The organism is Synechococcus sp. MW101C3, assembly GCF_002252635.1.
In the GTDB taxonomy this organism is placed as follows: Bacteria; Cyanobacteriota; Cyanobacteriia; order PCC-6307; family Cyanobiaceae; genus MW101C3.
Map to the genome: position 1 here is coordinate 36,324 of NZ_NQKX01000006.1, position 18,370 is coordinate 54,693.

Annotated in this window: 17 protein-coding genes; 7 read left to right on the forward strand and 10 right to left on the reverse strand. The window is 67.5% G+C overall.

The genetic code is table 11. From position 1 onward, the window contains the following. Nucleotides 1-28 precede the first annotated feature (28 nt). The 4 genes from CJZ80_RS08450 to CJZ80_RS08465 are packed head-to-tail and all read left to right on the forward strand — an operon-like array spanning nucleotide 29 to nucleotide 6,405. A complete protein-coding gene (locus CJZ80_RS08450) occupies nucleotides 29-1,042 on the forward strand; it encodes an efflux RND transporter periplasmic adaptor subunit (protein ID WP_158217459.1) in 1,014 nt (337 codons plus the stop codon). Further along, the gene (locus tag CJZ80_RS08455; protein WP_094512504.1) at nucleotides 1,039-4,314 is read left to right on the forward strand and encodes an efflux RND transporter permease subunit; all 3,276 of its coding nucleotides are present in this window, start codon (nucleotides 1,039-1,041) and stop codon (nucleotides 4,312-4,314) included. The genes CJZ80_RS08450 and CJZ80_RS08455 overlap by 4 nt, the downstream gene beginning before the upstream one ends. A gap of 1 nt (nucleotide 4,315) precedes the next feature. Continuing rightward, on the forward strand, nucleotides 4,316-4,612 hold the full coding sequence (locus tag CJZ80_RS08460) for a hypothetical protein (RefSeq protein ID WP_094512510.1): 297 nt from the start codon (nucleotides 4,316-4,318) through the stop codon (nucleotides 4,610-4,612). A 53-nt stretch (nucleotides 4,613-4,665) separates the two neighbouring features. Next, nucleotides 4,666-6,405: a SulP family inorganic anion transporter gene (locus CJZ80_RS08465; protein WP_233132930.1), complete on the forward strand. Its 1,740-nt coding sequence runs from the start codon at nucleotides 4,666-4,668 to the stop codon at nucleotides 6,403-6,405. 172 nt (nucleotides 6,406-6,577) lie between these two features. Here CJZ80_RS08465 and CJZ80_RS08470 read toward each other — a convergent pair whose 3' ends face one another. After that, nucleotides 6,578-8,239 carry an alpha-D-glucose phosphate-specific phosphoglucomutase gene (locus CJZ80_RS08470; RefSeq protein WP_094512513.1) on the reverse strand — a complete coding sequence of 554 codons (1,662 nt, stop codon included), beginning with the start codon at nucleotides 8,237-8,239 and terminating at the stop codon, nucleotides 6,578-6,580. A gap of 104 nt (nucleotides 8,240-8,343) precedes the next feature. Here CJZ80_RS08470 and CJZ80_RS08475 point away from each other — a divergent pair, with 104 nt between their 5' ends. Together CJZ80_RS08475 and CJZ80_RS08480 are read left to right on the forward strand one after the other, a co-directional pair. Further along, entirely contained in the window at nucleotides 8,344-8,745 is a 402-nt protein-coding gene (locus CJZ80_RS08475) for a hypothetical protein (protein ID WP_094512516.1), read from the forward strand. Between the two features lie 6 nt (nucleotides 8,746-8,751). Continuing rightward, nucleotides 8,752-8,991 (forward strand): hypothetical protein, encoded by a 240-nt coding sequence (locus tag CJZ80_RS08480; protein ID WP_094512518.1) that lies wholly within the window; start codon nucleotides 8,752-8,754, stop codon nucleotides 8,989-8,991. Nucleotides 8,992-8,997: 6 nt separating this feature from the next. Here CJZ80_RS08480 and CJZ80_RS08485 read toward each other — a convergent pair whose 3' ends face one another. The 7 genes from CJZ80_RS08485 to CJZ80_RS08515 form a co-directional block, all read right to left on the reverse strand. Further along, nucleotides 8,998-9,450, reverse strand: a complete 453-nt coding sequence (locus CJZ80_RS08485) for a hypothetical protein (RefSeq protein ID WP_094512521.1) — start codon at nucleotides 9,448-9,450, stop codon at nucleotides 8,998-9,000. A gap of 134 nt (nucleotides 9,451-9,584) precedes the next feature. Further along, nucleotides 9,585-10,820, reverse strand: a complete 1,236-nt coding sequence (locus CJZ80_RS08490; RefSeq protein WP_094512523.1) for an FAD-dependent oxidoreductase — start codon at nucleotides 10,818-10,820, stop codon at nucleotides 9,585-9,587. Between the two features lie 439 nt (nucleotides 10,821-11,259). Further along, nucleotides 11,260-12,639 carry a phosphatidylserine/phosphatidylglycerophosphate/cardiolipin synthase family protein gene (locus CJZ80_RS08495; protein WP_369803018.1) on the reverse strand — a complete coding sequence of 460 codons (1,380 nt, stop codon included), beginning with the start codon at nucleotides 12,637-12,639 and terminating at the stop codon, nucleotides 11,260-11,262. Nucleotides 12,640-13,214: 575 nt separating this feature from the next. Continuing rightward, the gene (locus tag CJZ80_RS08500) at nucleotides 13,215-13,376 is read right to left on the reverse strand and encodes a hypothetical protein (protein WP_198948281.1); all 162 of its coding nucleotides are present in this window, start codon (nucleotides 13,374-13,376) and stop codon (nucleotides 13,215-13,217) included. Between the two features lie 71 nt (nucleotides 13,377-13,447). Continuing rightward, nucleotides 13,448-14,560, reverse strand: coding sequence for a DUF4912 domain-containing protein (locus CJZ80_RS08505; RefSeq protein ID WP_094512531.1), 1,113 nt, complete (start codon nucleotides 14,558-14,560; stop codon nucleotides 13,448-13,450). 222 nt (nucleotides 14,561-14,782) lie between these two features. Then, the gene (locus CJZ80_RS08510) at nucleotides 14,783-15,544 is read right to left on the reverse strand and encodes a phycobilisome rod-core linker polypeptide (RefSeq protein ID WP_094512535.1); all 762 of its coding nucleotides are present in this window, start codon (nucleotides 15,542-15,544) and stop codon (nucleotides 14,783-14,785) included. A gap of 105 nt (nucleotides 15,545-15,649) precedes the next feature. After that, nucleotides 15,650-16,279 carry a phycobiliprotein lyase gene (locus CJZ80_RS08515; RefSeq protein WP_094512540.1) on the reverse strand — a complete coding sequence of 210 codons (630 nt, stop codon included), beginning with the start codon at nucleotides 16,277-16,279 and terminating at the stop codon, nucleotides 15,650-15,652. 21 nt (nucleotides 16,280-16,300) lie between these two features. On the opposite strand from CJZ80_RS08515, the gene CJZ80_RS08520 reads away from it, so the two are divergent. Continuing rightward, nucleotides 16,301-17,233, forward strand: coding sequence for a DMT family transporter (locus CJZ80_RS08520; protein WP_094512544.1), 933 nt, complete (start codon nucleotides 16,301-16,303; stop codon nucleotides 17,231-17,233). On the opposite strand, the gene CJZ80_RS08525 is transcribed toward CJZ80_RS08520, so the two are convergent. Next, complete coding sequence (locus tag CJZ80_RS08525; RefSeq protein WP_094512548.1) at nucleotides 17,181-17,582, reverse strand: hypothetical protein; 402 nt, start codon at nucleotides 17,580-17,582, stop codon at nucleotides 17,181-17,183. The two genes, CJZ80_RS08520 and CJZ80_RS08525, sit on opposite strands and share 53 nt — an antisense overlap. After that, nucleotides 17,575-18,255 (reverse strand): iron-sulfur cluster biosynthesis transcriptional regulator SufR, encoded by a 681-nt coding sequence (gene sufR / locus CJZ80_RS08530; RefSeq protein WP_094512552.1) that lies wholly within the window; start codon nucleotides 18,253-18,255, stop codon nucleotides 17,575-17,577. The genes CJZ80_RS08525 and sufR overlap by 8 nt, the downstream gene beginning before the upstream one ends. Nucleotides 18,256-18,370: the final 115 nt, after the last annotated feature.

Consider the following 18,370-nt stretch of genomic DNA (forward strand, 5'->3'; position numbering starts at 1 on the left):
CGAGCAGCCCCCGGCGGCCGTCAGGCTGGTGAATCCACGCACTTCCGTCTTCACCGACTCTGCCGATTACCAGAGCACGCTGGAGGCTATCCGCGAGGTCAAGCTCGCTCCAGAGATCGATGGCCGCATCGTGGCGATGCCGATGCAGGAGGGCCAGGCGGTGCGAAAGGGAGAGTTGCTCTTCCGGCTCGACCAGGTGCAGCAGGAGGCCACCACCAATTCGGATCGGGCGGAAGCCCGGAAGGACCTGGTGAACGCCGAGCGTTATATTTTTCTCAACGAGCAGGGTGCCGTAACCACCAAGGAACGTGATTTTTATGTCACCCAGGCTCTGGTGAGCCGTGATCGGCTGCTGTCCTCGAAAGCCACCCTGGGTTACAAGAACGTCACGGCTCCGATCACCGGTCAGGTGGGCAGCATCAACGCCAAGCTTGGTGATGTCGTTCGTGCCGGCGGTGTCGTCACCAGCGTGGTCGACAACTCCCGCCTGTGGGTGCGCCTCGATGTGCCGGGCACCGATGCCGCCCGCGTGAAGGTGGGGATGCCCGTGGTGCTGAGCGCGCCCGATCGCCCCGAGCTCACGGCCCGCGGCGCCGTGAGTTTTGTGGCCCCGTCCCTCGACAAGGAGCGCCAGACCCTGCTGGTGAAGGCCACCTTCGCCAACGACGACGGCGTCCTGCGCAACAGCCAGCGGGTGAACGCCAGGTTGATCTTCTCGCAGGGCAACGCGTTGTCGATTCCCGAGCAGGCGGTGCTGCTCCAGGCCGGCAAGACCTTTGTGTTCCTGGCTGTGAGCCCCGAGGAGGCACGGCAGCGGCTGGGCCGGCCGATTGAGCCACCGCCACCCGCCGGTGCCCTGGTGGCGGTGCAGGTGCCCGTCACCCTGGGCACGCTGCAAGGCGGGATGTTCCCGGTGGCTTCGGGCCTGCAGAGCACCGATTCGGTGATCCTGGGCAACCTGGCCCAGTTGCGCAGTGGCCTGGCTGTGCGCGCCGCTGCTGCAGCGGCGCCTGCTTCCGCCTCCCCGGCGGCCCGTCAATGAGCCTTTCGGACACCTTCATCCGCCGCCCCGTGCTCAGCACGGTGTGCAGTGTGCTCATCCTGCTGGCAGGCGTGATCGCCCTGCCCCTGCTGCCGATCGAGAACCTGCCGGACATCGCTCCGCCCACGATTCAGGTGAACGCCAACCTCCCCGGGGCCGATGCGCTCACGGTGGAAAGCGCCGTGACCGGGCCGCTTGAGGAGCAGATCAACGGGGCGCCGGGGATGGATTACATCACCTCCACCAGCACCGGGGAGGGCAGCAGCCAGATCAACGTCTACTTCAAGCCAGGCACGAACGCGGACATCGATCAGGTGAACGTGCTGAACCGCGTTCAGACCGCCACCCCGCAATTACCGCCCCAGGTGAATGCTCAAGGGGTCACGGTTCAGCAGACCTCCGGCAGCTACCTCCTCGTTTACAACCTCACGTCCACAGCAGGCCAGTTCGACGGCACCTTCTTGAACGGGCTCCTGCAACTGAATCTTGTGTATCCGCTCACGCGCGCGGATGGTGTCGGCCAGGTGAACATCTTCGGGGCCAGTGATCCAGCCTTCCGCCTCTGGGTGGATCCACTACGACTGGCCCGTTTCAACCTTTCCATCACCGATGTGGTGAATGCGCTGAAATCTCAGAACGTGGTGGTGATCGCTGGCAGCGTGGGCGGCCCGCCCTCACTGCCTACAAACCGCTCCACCTTCCCGATTCTGGTGAACGGCAATCTGGAGACAGTTGGTGACTTCGAAAAACTCATTCTCTCCAAGGGCCCCGACGGTGGATTGATTCGTCTGGGGGATGTGGGCCGCGCAGAATACGCCTTTCAGAACTTCAATCAGGCCGCCATCAACGCCATCAGCGGCTACCCATCGGTGGGCTTCGGGGTGATCCAGTTGCCTGGCAGCAATGCGATTACTACAGCGGATGCGGTGGATGAGGTGCTCACCCAGTTCCGCAACTCCCTGCCGCCAGGTGTGGTGCTGGAGAAGGTGTTTGACCAGACCGACTTCATCAATGCCTCGATCGAAGGGGCCCTCGATGCCCTGCGCGATGCGGTGGTACTGGTGCTGCTGATCATCTTCCTGTTTCTGCAGGATTGGAAGGCCACGGCCGTGCCGGCCCTCGCCCTGCCCATCGCCCTGCTGGGGGCGATGGTGTTCGTGAAGGCGTTCGGCTTTTCGATCAACGAACTCACGCTCCTGGGCATCATCCTGGCCACCGGCCTGGTGGTGGATGACGCGATCGTGGTGGTGGAGGCCGTGTCGGCGCGCATCGAAGCCGGTGACCCACCGTTTGTGGCGGCCTCCAATGCCATGAAGGAACTCACTGGCGCCATCCTGGCCACCGCCCTGGTGCTGCTGGCCGTGTTCGTGCCTGTGGCCTTCTTCCCGGGCGCCACCGGCGTGATTTACCGGCAGTTCGCGCTCACGATCGTCTTCTCGATCATCGTGTCCACCTTCAATGCGATCACCGGCAAGCCTCTGCAATCGGCGTTGCTGCTCGGTGGCGGCAAAACCGAACCCAGGGGCTGGCGTTGGACGGCGATCGGCGGGGCCTTCGGGGCGTTGTACGGCACCCTGGCCGGCGGCTGGCTGCTGGCTGTGGTGCTGGGCCTGGTGGGGGCCGTGGTGGGCACCTTCCTGATGCCCATCTTCACGGCCTTCAACAAGGTGTTCGATCAGGTGGCCCGTGGCTATGCCGCCCTGCTTCAACAGGTGATCCGGCTTAGGCGGCTGGTGCTGGCGGCGTTGCTGGGCGGGGTGCTGCTCACCGGCGCCGCCTTCGTGCTGATTCCCACCGGTTTCGTTCCCACCGAAGACCAGGGCTATGGCCTTGGCATCATCCAGTTGCCGGCCCAGTCGTCGATCGAGGCCACCATGGCGGTGGCGGATGAGGCCCGCAGGATCATCGCCAAGGAGCCTGATGTGGTGTCCGGAGAACTGGTGGGTGGGGCCGGATTCAACGGCGGCTCGTTGAACCAGGGCATCTTCTTCTTCGGCTTCAAGCCGATCGAGGAACGCACCAGCCCGGAGCAATCGGCGAATGCCATCATCGGGCGGATGAACCAGGCCTTCGCCAAGATTCCCGGGGCGATTGTGCTCGCTCAGGCGCCCGCGGCCGTGCCTGGCTTCGGCGCCCAGGGGGGGCTCTCCTTCCAGTTCAACGACCTCAGCAATGGCGGCTACAGCCCCACCGAACTGGCCGGCCTCGCCAAGCAACTGATCGCCAAGGCCAGGGGCACCGGCACCTTCGGCAACCTCTACACCCAGTTCGTCAGTGATGCGCCGGTGTGGCGCCTCGACGTGGACCGCGACCGCATGGCCTCGCTCGACATCGACTTCAGTGCCGCCATGGAGGCCCTGGGTACCCTCACGGGCGGCAGCTTCGTGAACCAGACCTACGAGCAGCAGCAATACCGGCAGGTGTATGTCCAGGCCGATGCGAGCCACCGCACCATGATCCAGGACCTCAACAATCTCTATGTGAGCAACCGCTCCGGTGGGCTGGTGCCTCTTTCCAACGTGGTGAAGGCCCGCCTCGACAGCGCCCCGCCGATCATCAGCCACTTCGATCTCTATCGCACCGTGCTGATTCAGGGGGTGGAGGCCGCCGGCAAGAGCAGTGGCCAGGCGATCGACACGATCGCGGCGGTGTTCCGCCGGCTCAATTTCGCCAACATCGGCTCAGCCTGGTCGGCGTTGACCCGATCGGAGGTGCAGGCCGGCGCCCTGGCCATCCTGGTGTTCGCGCTGGGGATCGTGGTGGTGTACCTGGTGCTCTCCGCTCAGTACGGCAGCTACATCGATCCGCTGATCATCCTGATGACGGTGCCCCTGGCCATGCTCGGGGCGCTGATGTTCCTGGTGTTGCGCGGCCAGGTGAACAACGTGTACGCCCAGGTGGGCCTGGTGACATTGATCGGCCTGGCGGCCAAGAACGGCATCCTGATCGTGGATCTGGCCAACCAGCGCATGGAGCAGGGCATGAGCTCCGCCGAAGCGGCCATGGCGGCCGCCTGCTCTCGCCTGCGCCCGATCCTGATGACGGCCATGGCGGCATTGGCCGGTTTCTTCCCCCTGCTGGTGGCCAGCGGTGCCGGCGCCCTCAGCCAGCAGTCGCTGGGGGCCGTGATCTTCGGTGGCTTGCTGGTGGCCACGGTGCTCAGCCTGTTTGTGGTGCCCTCCTTCTATGTGCTGATGAAGCAGCTGGAAGCCTCCTGGTTCCCCGCCAGCCAGGCCACCGAACCGGTGCTCCCGTCAGGCCCGGCCGCCTGAGATGCCCCTGCCCCGCCCTGCCGGCTACCGTCCGCGCCGCCAGTTGCGGGTGGATCGCCGCCGCATCGCCCTGGCCGGATGTCTTTATGCCCTCGCCGTGCTGGTGCTGCTGGTGTTGGCCCACCACGCCTCGCGCACCCCTGGTGAACTTCTGCCGACCATCCACCCCCGCTTCTGGGCTCTGGTGATCGGCATGGCGGGCTTCTGCGGCGCCTGGGGAGAAACGCTGCGGCAGATCAGCCTCACCCGCCGCGGCCAGCCTGGCGCGCCGCTGGACGAACGCGGAGACGACTTCTGAGGGCCGGCCGCGAGCCCCACAACCGGCCCGCCCCGCACACGGACGGTCCGCACGTGCTGGGTGTGGCGCTGCTGAGGGGCGTGCTGCCGGTCCGCCGCTCCGGCCTCGCCGACGACCTGCTCGCCGGGCTCACCCTGGCGGCTCTGGCCATTCCCGAGGTGATGGGCTACACCCGCATCTCGCACACCCCTGTGGTGACCGGGCTTTACACCCTGCTGATCCCGGTGCTGGCCTTTGCCGTGTTCGGCGCCTCCCGCCAGCTGGTGGTGGCGGCCGATTCCGCCACCGCCGCGATCCTGGCGGCCACGCTCAGCGCGGTGGCGGCGCCAGGTTCCAGCGCCTATGTGCAGCTCACCTCGGCGGTAGCCCTGCTGGTGGGGGCCATGCTTGTGCTCGCCACCTGGCTGCGGCTGGGCTTTCTTGCAGACTTCCTCTCCCGCAGTGCTCTGATCGGCCTGCTCACTGGGATCGGCCTGCAGGTGGCCGCCGGCGAGCTCAGCGGCCTGCTGGGTCTGGAGAAGCAAGGGGACGGATCGTTCGCGCAGATCCTCTCGGTGCTGCAGCGGCTGGGGCAGGCCAGCGGCGTGTCCCTGCTGCTGGCGGTGCTGGTGCTGGTGGTGATCGCTGGCTGCAAGCGCTGGTCGCCGCGGCTGCCCGGGGCTCTGATCGCGGTGGTGGCCACGATCGTGGCCAGTGCCGCGCTCGATTTCCAGCACCACGGCCTGGAGGTGGTGGGCGCGGTTCCCCATGGTCTGCCGCAGCTGGCCTGGCCCACGCTGCAGGCCGCCCAGCTCAATCAGGCCCTCACCACCGCCGCTTCCTGCTTTGTGGTGATTCTTGCCCAGAGTGCTGCCACGGCCCGGGCCTATGCCCAGCGGCATCACGAACGTGTGGATCAGAATGGCGATCTGATCGGCCTGGCCATCGCCAACCTGGGCGCGGCGCTCTCCGGGACGTTCGTGGTCAACGGCAGCCCCACCAAGACGGAAATGCTGGATGCCGCCGGCGGCCGCAGCCAGGTGGCGCACCTCACCATGGCCACGGTGGTGCTGGCGGTGCTGGCTTTTTTCACCGATCCGCTCGGCTTTCTCCCGGCTGTGGTGTTGTCGACGATCGTGTTTGTGATCGGCCTGAAGTTGATCGATCTTCGCGGCCTGCGTGAGCTCTACCGGTTGCAGCGCAGCGAGTTCGTGATTGCCATCCTCACCGCCCTCTGTGTGGCGCTGCTGGGGGTGATGCAGGGGATTCTGCTGGCAGTGGGCCTGTCGTTGATCGATCAGGTGCGGCACACCTACAGGCCCCGAACGCGCCTGTGGGCCCATGACGCCGACCGGGGCTGGCACACAGTGCCGGTGGCGGCGGGGGTGTTTGCGGCGCCGGGCATCGTGGCCTATCGCTTCGAGGCCAATCTGTTTTATGCCAACGCCAGCGCCTTCATGGAGGAGGTGCTGAACCTGATCACACTGAATGGCCCGGACCTCAAGGGGCTGGTGATCGATGCCTCCGGCATCGATGCGGTGGATTATTCAGCCGCCAAGACATTGATGGATCTCCAGGCCGAGTTCCAGCGCCGTCAGTTGTTTCCGGTGTTCGTGGTGAGCGCTGACGAGCTGTTGGCCAAACTGTCGCGCTATGGCTTCACCCCCCACGGCAAGCCCTATCGCACCGTCAAGAAGGCGATCCGGGCGCTGTCGGCGCAGCTTGCCCAGCAGGATGCCACCAGCTCGGCGGCGACCAGACCGACGACGGCAGCGCTTGACCCCGCGGACGATGCTGCCGCCCCGGCGGATTGAGTTGGGGACGATGCCAAGCCGGAAGAAGGCCCAGTCCCAGTTTTAGGTCCAGGCACTGAACCAGATACAGGCGTAATCCCTGCCCTAGGCACAGAACTAGGTCCAGGTCCAGTTCCCGGCCAAGGCCCAGAACCAGGTCAAGACCCATGCCCGCGCCGGATCGAACCGCCGATCAGGTGATCACCGTGGGCCGATCCATGCCGGTGCGGCTGCGGATCTCGGCCAGGCCATCGGCGGCGTTGATCAGATCGGCGAGGGCCGCCTGGGGATCCTGGGCCAGGTTGCCGCCGGAGGGCACGAAGCTCTCGAGGTAAAGCCGCAGAGTGGCGCCCTGGGTGCCGGTGCCGGAGAGGCGGAAGACCACCCGGCTGCCGTCGTCGAGCAGCAGGCGCAGACCCTGCCCCCGCGTTGTCGATTGATCCACCGGATCGTCGTAGCTGAAGTCGTCGGCGGTGGCGATCGAGCGACCGGCAAAGCCGGTGCCCTTCAAGGAGGGCAGCAGGGCATGAAGGCGGTCGTAGAGGCCGTGGGCGCGGTCGCTGGCGATGGCTTCGTAATCGTGGCGGGAGTAGTAGTGGCGGCCGAAGCGGGCCCAGTGACTGGCCATCACCTCGGCCACTGAGCAGCGGCGCCGGGCCAGGATCTGCAGCCAGAACAGCACCGCCCACAGCCCGTCTTTTTCGCGGATGTGGTTGCTGCCGGTGCCGAAGCTTTCCTCGCCGCAGAGGGTGATCCGGCCGGCATCCAGCAGGTTGCCGAAGAACTTCCAGCCCGTGGGCGTTTCGTAGCAGGGGAGCCCCAGCTCGGCAGCCACCACATCCACCGCAGCGCTCGTGGGCATCGAGCGGGCCACGCCCGCCAGGCCGCCGGCATATCCCGGTGCCAACGTCGCGTTGGCGGTGAGCACCGCCAGGCTGTCGCTGGGGTTCACGAAACAGCGGCGGCCCAGGATCATGTTGCGATCGCCATCGCCATCGCAGGCGGCGCCGAAGCTGTAGGCATCGCCCTTCAGCAGCAGATCCGCCAGCTCATGGGCATAGGTGAGGTTGGGGTCGGGGTGCCCGCCGCCGAAATCCTCGATGGGGATGCCGTTGCGCACCGTGCCTGCGGGTGCCCCCAGCAGCCCTTCGAACAAGCGGCGGGCGTAGGGGCCGGTGACGGCGTGCATGGCATCGAAGGCCACCGGGAAGTCACCCGCCAGCAGGTCGGCGATCGCGTCGAAGTCGAACAGGCTCTCCAGCAGCGTCAGATAGTCGTCCACGCCGTCGATCACCTCCACCTGCAACCCGCCGATGTGGTGGGTGCCGGGCGCCTCCAATGGCAAGGGGCTGCCCTCCACGATCCGGTAGCCGTCGAGGGTCTGGGTGACGGCGTAGATGGCGTCGGTGATCGATTCCGGCGCCGGACCACCGTTCGCCCCGTTCACCTTCACACCGAAGTCGCCGTCGGGACCGCCGGAGTTGTGGCTGGCCGAGAGGATGATGCCGCCGATCGCCGCGTGCCTGCGGATCAGGTGGGAGGCGGCGGGGGTCGAGAGGATGCCGTCGGTGGTGGTGATCAGCCGGGCCAGGCCGTGGGCGGCGCCCATGCGGCAGATCACATCGATGGCCTGGCGGTTGCCGTAACGGCCATCGCCCCCGAGGATCAAGGTGCCGCCCTCCACACCAGGAAGCACCCGGAACACAGCTTCCACGAAGCTTTCCAGGTAGTGGGCCTGCTGGAACTGGCTGGTGCTTTTACGCAGCCCGGAGGTGCCCGGTTTCTGGTCGGTGAACGGGCTGGCCAGCGTCACGCGGCAGGAGGCAACAGAGCCTGCGGAAGCGCTGCTCGTCATCGGGCCAACTGTGTGGGGGTCCAACGTAACCCTGCCTCCTGTGAGGCAGATCCGGGCGACCTCGGTAGCGTGCGCAAGGACACCCCCCTTCGCTTTTCAGGCCCGTGACCCTGTTCACTCCCGTCCTGCGTCGTCCGCGGGGCCGATACGCCCTGGTGACGTCCCTGCTGGCCGCCGTCGCCCTGGTGGGAGCGCCTTCCCTCCCGGCCCGTGGCGGTGTTCCTGCGGCTGCTCCATCGCCTGCCCTCGCCCAGGCGATCAACCGCACCCGGGAGGCCGCCCAAGCGGTGCTCGATCAATCGGGCACGGAGCATTGCCTGCGCGGCAAGCTCACCAACGCACTCCTGGGGCTCTCCGCCAGCTGCGCCGGTGCCGCCTCGCCGCTCTGTGAGCTGGCTGATCGCGTGGTGGTCACCACCGGCTGGTCGGTGACATTCATGGAAACGACAGCGCGCCAGCTGCTGGCGCTGGCAGCCCCGCCTGCAGGCCCTCACACCCAACCCTGACCGCCGATGGACATCGAACGCACCGGCGGCAAGCCCCTGACCGCGGAGCAGCAGGCCCTGCTGGATCTCTTCCGCGCCAAGGTGGACGAGGTGATCAAGTACCGCGGTCTCTCCGAATCCGACGTGAAGCGTCTGGTCAAGGAGGTGCGGGCCCATCCTGATTGCGGTCCTGAAATCCTCGCCACCGTGTTCGCCGAGCTGAGCGAACGGATGCCCGGTTCCCGCCTCAGCTACGACTGGGACTGACCCGCGTCAGGAGCCACCGGCGCCGGCGGGCCGCCCGCTGCCGGCTCCAGGCCCACCTGCGGCGGGCGGACGGCGGGGGCCATCGTCCTGCTTCCTGGTGCTGGCGGCGCTGGGTTGCTGGCAGCGCTTGAGCAGTTGTTCACCCGCCCGATCGAGGTCGTCGCGGCGCTGGAAGCTGTTGGTGGCGGCCGGCTCGGCCTGCTGCACGATGCTCCACACCGTGTCCTTGCAGAAAGAGGGCAGCAGGGGGTTGTCCATAAGCGGATCCGCGAGGCTGCGGGCGCGGCTGCAGGGTTCGGCACCGTTCTCGCGGGAGCAGGCGAAGGTGGCCAACTGAATCGTGCGCAACTCCGCCGTGGTGGGAAACGCCGGCGGCTTGGGCCTGGCCGCGGCGACGGGGCTGGCCCCCGTCAGGGCTCCAGCCGCCAGCCAACCACCCAGCAGCCAGCCGGCGCCCACAGGTCGAGTCCATGCCGGGAGCCTTCGGGAGATGGCGGAGCGCCAGATGGGGAGGCGGTGCCGGGACATGGGGCGCGGAGGGGTAGCCCGCTCATCATGACCGCAGCGGCCGTGATGCTGGGGTAACGCCGTGGTCACACGCGCAGTTGCACCGGCAGGAAGCCGTCGCGGAGCGGTGCCTGGCGCCGCACCCAGAGCGCCTTCACCAGGGGGCCGGCCAGGGGCGCCAGTGGCGCGAGCAGAAAGCGCAGCTCCGGCCGCCGCCGCAACAGATCGCCCTGGGCCGCCTCGGCCTGCTGGGCCCGCTGCGCCAGCTGGATCTCCGCCTGCCGCTCCTGCTGAATCCGGGGCAGCACCGCATCGATGGCCTGCGTGCCGGCGCCCTGCTGCAGCGGCGGCACCAGCCAGTTGGCCGCCACGATCGCGTCGCGGAGCGCCATGTTGATGCCCTGCGCCCGCACCGGGCTCATCGGGTGGGCGGCATCTCCGAGCAGCAGCAGGCCGGGCTCCTGCCAGCGCGGGCAGCAGCCCACCTGCACCGACAGCGCCTCCGGACCCCGGATCGCAGCAGCATGGCCCCGAACGTGGGCGGCCAGCCAGTCGGGCGCCAGGGCGGCGAAGGCCTCTGCCCACTCCAGCGACGTGCGCGTGATCCGCTCGCCAGGGCCCACCAGCCAGCCCAGCTGCAGCTCGCCGCCTTCTGCGGCGGGAAAGACGCTGCAGCCGCCGCCGGGGCCGAGCAGCACCATGAAGCGGTTGTCGGCGCTGCAGCGCGGCTGGGCGGGCAGCCGGAACCAGAGCACGTCGATCGGGCTGGGAGCGCTGACGATCGGCAGGCCGGCCGCGCGCCGCAGGCCCGAGCTGCGGCCATCGCAGGCGATCACCAGATCGGCGGCCAGCACCCGATCGCCGGAGAGCCGCACCCCATCGACGCGCCCCTGTCGGCGCACGAGGCCCTGCACGGTTTCCCCCGGCCTCCAGCTGAAGCTCTCGTTCCGGCAGGCCCGCTGCACCAGCGCCTCCAGCAGGGCAGGCTGGGGCACGAGCGTGCACGGTCTTGTGCTGCCCAGTGGCTCAGCGGCGTCGAACAGCTCGCGCCCGTTGATCCAGAACGACCACCCCGCCAGCGCCCGTTGGGGCAGACCGGCCAGTAGGGGCTCCAGACCCATCTGGGCGAGCGCCTCCAGCCCGCAGGGCATCAGCCCTTGGCCGCGGAACTGGCGATCGAAGCGGCGGGTCGCCTCCACCAGCGTGACCCTCAGGCCCCGCTCCGCCAGCAGCAGGCCAAGGGAGGCACCGGCAGGGCCGGCGCCCACGATCACAACATCGCTGCGGGAAGGGGCGGCAGCGGCGGAGGAGGCGACGGGCAAGGGGTGGAGCGGCCGGGTGGCGGTCGGTGGGGCGCAGGGCTGCCCAGACCCATGGTGGGACCCACGTGGATGAATTGCGTGGGTGGGGTGCACGGCATTGGTGCGCACCCTGTTCGTATAGAGAGACGCTGGATCCGCTTTCCGTGATGCAGATGGTGGGCCTTTCTGCCGTCACAGCCGCTTATCTCCACGACCTTTCGGAGCGCCTGGCCTGGAAGCTTTCCGGTTGAGAACGGCGCGATCAGCCCGGCGCTACTCGTTGTGTCAGTGGCCTGTTGCCATTGGCATTAGAACTTTCCCGCCGCCATCAGCATTGACAGGCGTCTGTTGCAGTGCGCGCTAACTACTCGTTCACAACCCGCCAACAGCTTGAAGACTCCAGCGTCGGCATGGCTGTAGCGCTGCTACGGATCCGGCGCTGGGATGGCTTCATGCCGCGTCAACTGCGCTGCTCACCGATGCCGCAGCGTTGCCTGCTTTGTTGAAGTTTGCGCTGCAGTCGTGGCGTCAGCCCCAGCTCGGCCCCTTGCCACAGTTGATCCATTTCGCGGTTGAAGTGGGCGGCCAGCTGCGGTGAGCGGATGATCATCAGGGTTTCGTCATTGCCATGGGCCGCTGATGGACTCCAGTTGAAAGAGCCGGTGATCACGCTGCGGTCATCGATCACTGCCACCTTGTGGTGCAGCTTGTCGCCCCGGGCCAGCCGCGGCGTGCCTACCCCAGCGAGGGGATGGGCCAGGGGCGCGTTGCCCGCTTCCCGTTTGCAGCGGTGATCGGCCATGGCCAGGCCCAGCAGGTCGAGCACCTCCGAGAAGGAGCGGGTGGCGAAGCCTGGATCTGCCAGCACCCGGATCCGTACCCCCTGCTGGTGCAGTTGGGCGATGCGATTGGCCAGATTCTGGGCAGAGAACACGAACAGATTGAGATCGAGGCGCTGCTGCGCCTGGCCCAGTTCCGTCTCGATCAGGGCGAGGCCGTTGCGGGGATCGCGACGCCGGTGTGGTGCGAACAGCACTTCCACCTTGGTGGGGCCCACCATCACCTGCTGGAGGTCCCCGTTGTCCTTGCCGATGCCGAAGCGGCTGTTCGGCAAGCCGCCAGGGCCATCGCCCCAGAGACGGGAAAACTCGTGGTTGAACACAGTCGCCAGGGGGCGGCTGTCGATCCGCAGCAGGTGGTTGGCATTGCCCCGGGTGCGCCCATCATTGAGGTCGCCGTGAATGCAGGAGGGGGTGAAATTCGCCGAGCCGGTCACCACCCAGCGGCCATCCACCACGAGAAACTTGTGGTGCATCAGACCGCTGCCGGCGCTGCCATCGGCGGTGTCATCGAGCAGGGGCACACCGCCGCGCCGCAGCAGCGCCACCGCATCCCCCTGTTGCCGTTCCTCCAGGCTGAGCACCCCGTCACGGTTGCTGTCCGCCAGTGCCTTCAACTGGTGGTGCCGGCTGCGCTGGCGGCTGTCGAGATCCACCGGGTGCTCTTCGCTCCACGGCCGGCTGTAGGTGTTCTCCAGCACCACCTTCACACTGACCCCGGCATGCTGTTTGGCCACCAGCGCCCGCGACACCTCCGGCAGGCTGAGCTCCTGCACCGCCACGAGGATCTCCCGTTGGGCGCGAGCGATCGTATCGAGCAGCATCTGCTCGAGGTTGTCGCCATTGCGCTTCAGGCCACTGACCGGGCTGCGGTAGTGACGGTCAACCCTGTGGTTGAACGCCACCTCCATGCCCGGCGGCAAAGACAGATCGGAGGGAGGCTGCCCGGTGATGCGCGCGGCGCCGCTGCAACCGGCCAGGCTGAGCATCAACCCGCCCAGGGCGAGCACGGTGACTCCGGACCTCCGCCGCGTCCTTGCGACGTTCGGCAACTCCCCAGCAGCGGGTGGTCGCCGGCACGGCGAAGGGATGCGAAGGAGCACGTGCGCTGGCACTGGCTTGGGCACGGGCGGACGGCGTGAACTCAGCTGAGCGTTCCCAGCCTGCCGCCATTCGGTACGGACAAAAGCGCTCTGCTGCAACCGCCGGCCGAAGGCCTCGGGAATGCAAGAGAGCGCTGGATAGAGACAATGAGAGCAACAAACCCTCGGCACAGCTCATGATCAGCGCCGTGCAGACAGAAGCAATGCGATCAGGAGATGGCGGACAGTGGTCTGGGTTTGGCCGCTTGCACGTGGCAGTTGGAAGCTGACAGCCTGTAATCACAGGCTCGAGATGCAACTCCTCCGGTGTTCAAGAGCAACACGTGAGGAAGTGGATCGCCTGGTCAAGGGGGGATGAGATCCTCGTCAGGCTGTGATTACCGCCAGCAGATGATCAACTGAAGCAGGATTCTGGGATCCTGATGAGTTCATGGTCGACTTCAGCGCCTCAACACAGGGCGCAACGGGCAAGCTCAGTGGTGGCCAGGCATCTCGGCAGTGCGCAGCATGGCCACAAACCACACGCAGCTGGCGGCCACTGCTACGCCCACACCGGTGCTCACCCCGAAACGCACCATCAGCACGGGCACCACGAGGGGCAGTACCACCGCTCCCACCAGCGGGGTGAAGGCCACGAAAGCCTTCAGAGCCGCGCGTGAGTCAGAGTGAGCCGCAGTAGCGGCCGAATCCTCGCTGGGCGGTGGGGTCAGAACCATTCGGCCACGGCCTGGCTGGCCGGGTTGCTGTTGTCTTCGGGGGTGAAGCGCTCAAACTGCAGGGTGATGTTGCGCTTTTGCTCGCCATCGGCGGCAACCGCCTGGATGGGATAGAGCTGCTGGCCGTCGCGGAACGGAACCTGCACCCGGAAGGTGCCTTCGGCGGAGAGCGGCACCACCTCAGAGCCGATCGTGAGCTGGGCGGAAGGATCTGTGGCGCCGTAGACAATCAACTCAGCATCAGCCACGAGCCAGAAGGAGCGCTGGCGGGGAGCCACTCCACCCACGCCGGATTCATTACGGCCACTGGCCCAGGCACCGACGCCGGAGTCGCTGAGCGCGCGCCGCTGATGATCCGCCCCTGAATCCTCCACTTCGTGGAAGGCTTCAGAGCCGCGACCGAAGTGTTTCCAGCGCACGGTGGCCGTTTGATAGAGCCGTTCGTGCAGGCCGTTGTCGGCATAGTCGGCAGGAGCGGGCAGGCTGCCCGGTGCAGGTGCCACATCAAGGGAAAAGGGCACGAACTGATCAAGGATCTGCTCGCTCGGATGAAGGGCGGGAACGCGTGCCACCGAGGAGAAGGCCAGGGAGATCCAGCCGCCGCCGATCTTGCGATAGCCCAGCTCAAGCCTGTAGTCGCGGTCGCTCAGGGGCACCGGCAGGTACCACTCCGAGGCATGGCTGTCGACGGGAACTTCCTGCAGCGTGTGGGGATGGGCGGCGCCCTCGCTCAGACCGGTGACGTCGGCGACCCGCAGGCAGAGCTGGCTGGCACCCACATTGAGGGCCTGGCGCCGATCAGCTTCGGCGATTTCCCAGAACACGTAGGCCCATTGGGGATCGCGCGGCAGGAACACCACCCGGGTCTGGGCGGTGGGACGGGGGGCCGGCTCGAAGCTGGCTTCCAGATCCGCCAGGGTGGCGGGTGAGGCGGGTTCACCGCTGGCCCCACCGGAGGCAGCGGCTTCACTGAAGCCAGTGCTCGCGGCCTGGGCCGACGGCTGGCGGGTGGTGATTTCCGTGACCAGCTCGTCTTTGGATTTACGGCTGTACAGGCTCACACCCAGATCACTGGCGATCTGGCGGAGTTGCCTGAGCGTCATACGAGCGAGGGCATTGAGGGCCTGGGTCACCTGATCTCCAGCTTTTGTTTGGGATCAGTCTGGGGGTAGATCCCCGGTTTTGACGTGGTTCCCCTCCGCTGCGTCAGCAAGCTCTGACGGCCCCTGTGTCCTCCCGGCGGCGTTGGACACAAAAAAACGGCGGGGGACCGCCGTTTGCTGCTCTGGGAGCCAGGAGACGGGGCACAGGGCCCCGCCGGTTTGTCAGCGTCCGACGCTGCGATAAGGAACCTTGGAGAGGTAATCCATGCCGGCGTTGCCGGAGGACGCAGCCCCCACACGCAGGGCGGGCAGCGTGCGCACCCAGGGGAGGTAATCCTCGGGATAGCCACCACGGCGCTGACGCGCGCGCTCGGGCAGGGAGCGCTTGGTGCCGGTGTAGATGATCTGGGGGAAGCCCAGGATGCCCCGGTGGTAGGCGTCGTAACGGGGGGTGGTGATGTTGAAGGGGGTTTCACCCACCTCGCGGGAGCCGACCACCCGGTTGCGATGGTATGGAACCGTGTCGTAGCCGAAGTTCTCGAGGTATTCATCGCTGTCGAGAATCTTGTCGACAGCACCGGCCACGCCCTTGGTCATGATGACGGCGGACCAGGCGATTTCCTCAGCTTTGCCATACACCTGGCGGCCCAGCAGCTTCTCCACAAGGTGGCGGGCCACCCGGTAGTTGTTATTGAGGTTGTAGAAGCTGCGCGTGAAGGTGTCAGACAGGCAGAGTGCGCGGATGAAATCACGCACGGTGATCTGACCGTCGCGCAGTTGCGACTCGAGAATCGTGTCGCGGTCAACCTTGAACGCGTGGAAGAAAATCTGGCGGTAAGCCGACTCGATCACGAAGTTCTGGTCTTCACGGTCGATCGCCTTGTCGAGCGCGACAGCCTTCGGGTCCTCGTCGGAACCCACGCGGAAGGCCTTCACCCGGGAGTTCTGGGTGGTGGGCGCGTACTTCAGAAGCGGAATTGCCACACGAGCATCGTCATCCGTCGCTGTGGATCGTAGAAGTGAGGCCCCGCGGACCCCGTCAGCGAAGGGGCAGGGCTCACAGTCCGTAACGTTTGCGACATCGGCGGCTCACCAGCCGAAAGCGGACAGCCTCTCGTTGCCATCGCCGGTTACGGCCCCCACCGACGCTGCTTCCCCCCCGGCGGCCTCGCTGCCTGGGGCGTTGTCGTCGCGGCAGCGGGTTTCCATGCAGAAGGATGCGGTGTTCGAAAGCCCCTCCACCGTGCTGGTGCGCAGGCGCAGATCCGGGTTGGGGAACCAGAAGCGCTCCAGGGAGCTCATCGTTTCGTAGGCGGTGGTGAGCAGCAGGCCGTCGCGCTCATCCATGCAGAACCGCCCGGCCACCGGTGCTGTTTCGGCGTAGCCGCGGTCGCGCAGCAGCAGGCCCTCGCGCCCGTGGGCATCGGTGGGGATCAGGCCGAACACCGACTCCCCCTGGTGCTCCTCTCCGGCCTTATCCCAATCCATCGAACCGCTCCAGCGCACCTGGCAGCCCCCCACCAGCGCGCCGGGATCCTGGCCATGCAGCTCGGCGATCGCCACCAGGCGGGGATCGTCGGCGCTCACGTCCACCACCTGGATCAGCGAGCCGCCCCCCTCGGCGCGTCGATGCAACAGGTGGTGGCTGGTGCGCTGGGAACGCCAGCGGCCGCAACTCAGCCGGAAAAAGCTGATGGCATCGGCGATCGGAACGGTCACGGCGGGTGGACGGCTACAGCGATGATCGCAATCCGTCCACCTCGACTGTTGCCGGTGGCCATCACGGGAGTTCTGGCCGCCCTCGCCGCCGCTTTCTGCTGGACAGCCTCCAGCAGCCTCTGGCGGCAGCTGCCCACCTCGCTGAGCGCTGCCCAGCTCAACCTGGTGAAGAACCTGCTGGCGGTGGCGACGCTGCTGCCGCTCGTGCTGCTGAGTCCCTGGCGCGTCGCGCCCCTGCCGCTGGCGTTGCTGGTGCTGAGCGGTGTGGTGGGGATTGCCCTGGGCGACAGCCTGTATCTGGCGGCCCTGCGCCGGCTCGGCACCCGCCGCACCCTCACCCTCGATGCCGGCGGCCCGGCTGTGGCAATGCTTGGCGGGGTGGTGTTCCTGGCAGAGGTGCCCACGTTGGTGCAGTGGCTGGGGGTGGGGCTGATCTGTCTGTCGGTCCTGCTGGTGGCGCGACAGGCCCCTGCCACCCCACTGGTGCCGCAGCGGGATCGGCTTGGCCTGGCCCTGGCGCTGGCGGCGCTGCTGTGCGGCAGCACGGGCGCCCTGCTGGCCCGCGCCGCGCTGCGGGCCTCGGCCCTGACTCCCCTGGAATCGGCCACCCTGCGTCTGGCGGCCGCAGCCGTGGTGATGCTGCCGCTGCTGTGGCGGTTGCCGCTCCCTGGCCAGCGGCCCCGGCTGGGCTGGCGGCGCTGGCCGCTGGTGCTGCTGGCCACGCTGCTGGGCACCAGCGCGGGCATCGTGCTGCAGCAGACCGCCCTGCAGCACCTGCCGGGCGGTCTGGCCGTGGCGCTGCTGGCCACGGCGCCTGTGATGGCGCTGCCATTGGCGGGGCTGGAAGGCGACACGCCTGGCTGGCGGGGCCTGGTGGCCGCCGTGCTGGCTTTGGCCGGGGTCAGCCTGGTGACGGGGGCGCTGGGGAACCTGGCTGCGGCGATGACGCGGTGACGCGGGCGCGGGCCAGACCATCGACCCAGGTGATCAGGTCGTCGAGCTGCAGCGAAAGCGGCGCGCGGCCCAGGGCCCCGGCGAGGGCGTCGAGCTGGCAGGCGGCGCGATCGAGTTCCGTCAGGAAAGCCTGACGAAAGCCGGGATCACCTGCCACTACTGGATGGTTGTTGACCCAGCGCTCCCGCTCCGGCTGGCTGGGCAGGGCGCCGTCGCGGCGGCCTGCGATCTCCTGAAGGCTGCGCAGGCTGTGGGCCAGCAGCCGCAGGTGGTGGCGTTCGAGCGCGGGGAGCAGGTTGGCTTCGAGCAGGGCCAGGTCGTCGTGGCTGAGTGGGCCTGCCTCAGCCATCACCGGGGGTGTCGCTGGAGCTGGTGGGGGCGGCCGGGGGGCGTGGGGTGAGCCGGAAGCCGCAGGAGTGGCCGCCCTCCAACCGCCAGTGGACGCGCTCCACGGTGCAATCGGGGAAGGTGTGGCGGATCTGCTGGAGCTCCTGGTCGCAGATCAGCGGGAACTGGTCGGCGATGCGGGAGACGGAGCAGTGGAATTCGCTCATGCACCAGGAAAGCCCGTCGCCGTCGCGGCGGCATTCGGTCATGTAGCCCTCGCGGCGACGCAGCTCCACCAGCCGCTGCACCCGCTCGGTGAGGCTGCCTTCGCCGATCAGGCGTCGATCGGCGCTGGCCTTGGCGACCGCCTGCTGCTTCAGCAAAGTCTGGATGGCATCGCGGGGCATGCTCGCCGCCATCGACTGCAGCAGGCCGATGGCGAAGTTCTCGCCACTGTCGGGAAAGCTATCGTGGCCCTGGCGGGTGAGGCGCCAGTGATTGCTGGGACGGCCTGGACCTTCGGGCGTGGGGCTGGCTTCAAGCACGCCTTCTTCTTCGAGGCTGCGCAGATGGCGACGCATCGCCTGAACCGACACCGAGAGTGCTTCTGCGAGCTGGGCCGCTGTGGCCTCACCGAGACGCATCAGCAGCGTGAGCACCGCCTCGCGGGTGGGGGCCTGGGTGGTGGAAGGCATGGAAAAGCAGGCCGGTCTGGCGAGACGCAACCTTCCTCACACCTTGCCACGCTCCGCTGGCGACTGGGGGAGAGTGACCGGTGATGTGCGCGGATCACCGGCCGGCGGTCTCGCT

Excerpts from the sequence above, each read along its gene's own strand:
- CJZ80_RS08455 (WP_094512504.1), top strand. The coding sequence starts at position 1,039 with ATGAGCCTTTCGGACACCTTCATCCGCCGCCCCGTGCTCAGCACGGTG.
- CJZ80_RS08460 (WP_094512510.1), top strand. The coding sequence starts at position 4,316 with ATGCCCCTGCCCCGCCCTGCCGGCTACCGTCCGCGCCGCCAGTTGCGG.
- CJZ80_RS08470 (WP_094512513.1), bottom strand. The coding sequence starts at position 8,239 with ATGACGAGCAGCGCTTCCGCAGGCTCTGTTGCCTCCTGCCGCGTGACG.
- CJZ80_RS08480 (WP_094512518.1), top strand. The coding sequence starts at position 8,752 with ATGGACATCGAACGCACCGGCGGCAAGCCCCTGACCGCGGAGCAGCAG.
- CJZ80_RS08505 (WP_094512531.1), bottom strand. The coding sequence starts at position 14,560 with ATGACGCTCAGGCAACTCCGCCAGATCGCCAGTGATCTGGGTGTGAGC.
- CJZ80_RS08520 (WP_094512544.1), top strand. The coding sequence starts at position 16,301 with ATGATCGCAATCCGTCCACCTCGACTGTTGCCGGTGGCCATCACGGGA.
- CJZ80_RS08525 (WP_094512548.1), bottom strand. The coding sequence starts at position 17,582 with ATGGCTGAGGCAGGCCCACTCAGCCACGACGACCTGGCCCTGCTCGAA.
- sufR (WP_094512552.1), bottom strand. The coding sequence starts at position 18,255 with ATGCCTTCCACCACCCAGGCCCCCACCCGCGAGGCGGTGCTCACGCTG.